The organism is Microcystis sp. M165S2 (assembly GCF_020245885.1).
Taxonomy (GTDB): domain Bacteria; phylum Cyanobacteriota; class Cyanobacteriia; order Cyanobacteriales; family Microcystaceae; genus Microcystis.
Window position 1 is genome coordinate 1 of record NZ_JADBTZ010000429.1, and the last position, 4254, is coordinate 4254.

The 4254-nt window shown below is 45.0% G+C and carries 6 protein-coding genes; 1 reads left to right on the forward strand and 5 read right to left on the reverse strand.

The features are described 5' to 3' along the window. Positions 1 to 263, reverse strand: a 263-nt coding sequence (locus tag IM479_RS21195; RefSeq protein ID WP_287699567.1) for a helix-turn-helix domain-containing protein, incomplete at its 3' end; no start/stop codon positions are given. A 127-nt stretch (positions 264 to 390) separates the two neighbouring features. Here IM479_RS21195 and IM479_RS21200 point away from each other — a divergent pair. Next, positions 391 to 1596: an acetate kinase gene (locus IM479_RS21200; protein ID WP_287685262.1), complete on the forward strand. Its 1206-nt coding sequence runs from the start codon at positions 391 to 393 to the stop codon at positions 1594 to 1596. A gap of 3 nt (positions 1597 to 1599) precedes the next feature. Here the strand turns inward: IM479_RS21200 and IM479_RS21205 are convergent, their stop codons facing one another. From IM479_RS21205 to IM479_RS21220, 4 genes are all read right to left on the reverse strand, one after another. Then, positions 1600 to 2151, reverse strand: a complete 552-nt coding sequence (locus tag IM479_RS21205; protein WP_287685261.1) for an anti-sigma factor family protein — start codon at positions 2149 to 2151, stop codon at positions 1600 to 1602. Positions 2152 to 2264: 113 nt separating this feature from the next. Beyond that, positions 2265 to 2921 (reverse strand): sigma-70 family RNA polymerase sigma factor, encoded by a 657-nt coding sequence (locus IM479_RS21210; RefSeq protein WP_287685260.1) that lies wholly within the window; start codon positions 2919 to 2921, stop codon positions 2265 to 2267. A 281-nt stretch (positions 2922 to 3202) separates the two neighbouring features. Beyond that, positions 3203 to 3793, reverse strand: coding sequence for a PAP/fibrillin family protein (locus IM479_RS21215; protein WP_287685259.1), 591 nt, complete (start codon positions 3791 to 3793; stop codon positions 3203 to 3205). A gap of 178 nt (positions 3794 to 3971) precedes the next feature. Further along, the gene (locus IM479_RS21220; protein ID WP_287685258.1) at positions 3972 to 4121 is read right to left on the reverse strand and encodes a bilin-binding protein; all 150 of its coding nucleotides are present in this window, start codon (positions 4119 to 4121) and stop codon (positions 3972 to 3974) included. Positions 4122 to 4254 lie beyond the last annotated feature (133 nt).

Genomic DNA, 4254 nt, shown 5'->3' on the forward strand with positions numbered 1-4254 from the left:
AAAGCTGTTTGTAGGTGTCTTAACCCTTGTGGTAAAGGTACACAGATTACTTCATTGAGAAAGTCTAATTCTTCTTGTTTTTTCCACTCGGTTAGCATTGAAGAAGTTTGAGCATATCCTACTCTTTCTTGCTTTTCGTACCATGCTTTTGTTCTGAGATGGAGAGCTTTATTGTAAACTAATCTTACACAGCCCAAGGTGCGCCGCAATAGCGACTCTTGTTCTGGTGTGGGGTAAAATCGAAACCAATAGGCTTTTTCCATGGGGAGCATTTTAGCATATATTCCGTAAATGTGCTAATATTTGACGGTAAAGCCAACCTAGAACGACGGGGTTTCAGACCCAAATTTTCGATGATCAGCACAAGCCACCTCCTAATTGAGCTTTTTTATGAAAATTCTGGTCTTAAATGCGGGATCGAGCAGTCAAAAAAGTTGTTTGTACGATTTAGAGTTTCTCCCTGACCATCCTCCGCAACCAATTTGGCAAGCGGGGATCGATTGGACAGTTAACCCTGATTACGGGGTTTTAACAGTAAAAGCTCAGGGAATTAAACAGGAAATTAATCTTTCTAGTCAGGATCGTCCGGCGGGAATTGCTCGGATGTTAGATACCTTAGTCACTGGCGAAACTAAGGTACTGGCTAACCTCGCCGACATTAGTATAGTCGGTCATCGAGTTGTCCATGGTGGCACGGAATATTCCCAGGCCACCATGATCACTCCCCAGGTCAAAGAAACGATTAAAAAGCTGATTCCCCTTGCTCCTAGCCATAATCCCGCTCATTTAGAAGGAATTGAAGCGATCGAGCAAGTTTTCGGCGATGTTCCTCAAGTAGCAGTGTTTGACACCGCTTTTCATCGTTCTATCCCTCCTGAGTCTTCTCTTTATCCCATTCCCTACCAATGGAGTGAACTGGGAATCCGTCGCTATGGTTTCCATGGCACCAGTCATCAGTACTGCTCCCAACGGGCCGCCGAATTGTTAGGAAAACCCCTAGAATCCTTGAAAATGGTGATCTGTCATCTGGGAAATGGCGCTTCCCTATCGGCAGTCAAGGGGGGTAAAAGTATTGATACTACTATGGGATTTACTCCTCTAGAGGGATTGATGATGGGAACCCGCAGCGGTTCGATCGATCCAGGGATTCTGATTTATCTAGAGCGAGAATATCAATACAATCCCGATAGTTTAAATAGCTTACTCAATAAAGAATCCGGTTTAAAGGGAATTTCGGGTATTTCTGGGGATATGCGGGCAATTACCACGGCGATGGCCGAAGGCAACGAGAGGGCAAAATTAGCATTTGAGATGTATATTCATCGTCTGAAAAGTTTAATCGGATCGATGATCGCTTCTCTAGAGGGGTTAGATGTCTTGGTATTTACGGCAGGAATCGGCGAAAATTCAGCTTTAGTACGGGAAAAAGCCAGTCAAGGCTGGTCTTTTTTGGGTTTAGAGTTAGATTTGGCTAAAAATGCCGCTCGTCCTCGGGATGAGGATATCGCCAGTGACACATCTAAAGTGCGAGTGATGGTAATTGCTACGGCGGAAGATTGGGCGATCGCACGAGAATGCTGGCATTTATCTCGATAGACCTTACCTTTGGCTATTCTCTTTTGGCTGTTCCGTTGCGGGAATCTCCATAATCGGATGGTTAAGAGCAATCATCAAATGGTCTCCCTCTTGGCTAATACTGCTCGGACTGCTCGCCATTTGGGAGAGGGGATCATTGCGTTCGGAGACGAAGTAGGAACCAACAGCGATCGCCATAGCGGTGAAAATTGCGCCACCATAAACATAATATTGCCGACGACGCTGACCATCGACTTTTCTGAACACCTGTTCTGCCAATCGGTCGCTGGCCATAGTAACCGGTACGGGAATTTGCTTTAAATTAGTTTGTAATCCCAAGAGCTGCCGATAGAGTTTTTTAGCAGCAGCATCATGGTCTAACCAATGCTGAACTAGCTTCCGTTCCTCTACCGTTACTTCGTTATCAATATAGGCGCTAATTAAATCGAAACGATGAGCTTCTTCGTTATCCTCATCTAAGAACAAAATATCCTCGGTTGCGGAGTTGCAATCGCTGTCATCGTGACGTAACAAAGACTTGATCCATTGAACGTCTTCGGGTTGATAATTATTCATGGTTGACCTCGACCAGAAGCGATCGGTATACAATCACTTTTCACCAGCACGGAGCTAGTTAACTTTAACGACTCCTCATTTCGACCGTTAGTGCCGAATCACCACAATTTTATTTAGCCTTCCGTAAAATAGGGCTGTAAAACAGATTGTAATTTAGCGCGAGCGCGAGCAATGCGGGATTTAACAGTTCCTAAAGAAACTCCCGTGATCTCGGCAATTTCTTCGTAGGCCATGCCTTCAATTTCTCGCAGAATAATAGTTGTCCGAAAAGCTTCTGGTAAATCAGCGATCGCAGCCTGTAATTGATCGTAGAATTCGTGGGTGGTGAGATGTTCATCGGGACTGGGGTAATCGGACTCGATATCCCAATCGATTTCGCCATCTTCCACGCGCCGGGGAGCATCGAGGGAAATGGGGTGATTAACCCGCTTGCGTTTCCGCAATTCGTCGTAAAAAAGATTAGTAGCAATGCGACTTAACCAACCGCGGAACTTGAGGGGTTCATGGAGACGGTTAATATTGCGATAGACGCGAATCCAGACCTCTTGAGCCAAATCAGCGCGATCTTGCCAATCGGGAGCCAAATGATAGAGTAATTTATCAACATGAGCCTGATAGCGCCGCAGCAGTTCCGCAAAGGCTGCTCGATCCGGCTGACAGCCTTCCTGACAGCGTGCAATTAGATCGTAGTTGGAGAGTTTGTCAGGGGACACGGAGTTTTGAGACTTTTTGGCCTCAAGTGACCAAGATGCTGGAATCGATTGACTCATGGGATTTCCTCTAAGGATATAAACTCCTCACTCAGAGCTTGAGGACGGGAGAATTCAGTAAAGGTTCCCGAAAATAAATAATTTTTTTCCCATATTTTGATTCTAACCGATCGGGGCATTCATCTGGGGGAGCAAGTGGGGTGTGGGGTGTATTTTCAGTGAACAGTGAACAGTAATCAGTGAACTAAAAACTCACATCTGATCACTGATCACTGATCACTGATTACTGATAACTGATAACTGATAACTGATACAAGCCTGTCTCCTGAAGGCTCTGTAAGTTAGGTTTTTTCCTTAGCGAGAATAAAGACGCTGCCCTCGCTGCCGCGGCCGATGCGGAGATCTTCATCGAGATAGGTGATATCAAGCCAACCTGTTTGTTGGCGATTATTGAAAGAAAAATCGAGGGGAGGAAATTTTTTGCCACTCTCGATCGCTTCAATAAATTCTTGGGGAGAATGATAATTGAGAAGACGTTGCAGACCGAGGATCGAGCGCTCAAATTTGACCATTACCCGACGCTCGGATGTGGGTTCAAAGGTAGCGGAGACGATCACTACTCCTTCTAACCAAGGTACACCGGTAATTTCAGCGATATTGTAGAGTTTGGCCTTGTTCAGGTCGAGATATTGATAAATTTGCCCTAATTGAAAAAAAGGTAGGCGATCTATTCCCAGAATGTTGCGGCTGCTGGTGAATAGCAAACGCCAATTGCCCCCTAATAGTTGTTTAACTTCGAGGGGATGGGGATGGGGATTGTGATCCTCCAATTGTTCGATCGCCGCTAAAATCCGCACGCGGTCGCTTTCTGTCGCCAGGAGTCCGCGATTTCTACCAGCGATCAATTCTAATAATTTCGCTTTGGCATCCATAGAATCTCCCTTATTTATAAACTGCCTCGACCCGCTAGGTACTCGATCGAGGTTTTTGGTGGTCCCAAGAGGTTCACTTGCGCTGATGATTTCAGAGTTTCAACGGAGTTTTAACCTCGGTGAGCGGCATTTTCAACTGTTGACTTGATTATTTTAACACAGATTAAATGCCGCAGTTTTAAAATTTTTTCATAACCGTAATTAAGTGATCGAAATAGGGAGTAATTGCGTTTTTTTCTGAGTCGCTAAAATACTCTAAACTGTATTGTTTTAAGGCTTCTAACCCCGAAATCATTGCCCCTAATGGTACTGCAATTCTTGTTGACACTCCCCGCTCTAAAGAGACGGGGATTCTTGGTTCACAGAGATTACTTGCTTAGACAGAATTGCTTCTGAAAAAGTAGAGGTATTCTCTCCCCAAGCGTTTATTGGATCTAGCCCAAAGGTTCCGGTATGCCCTA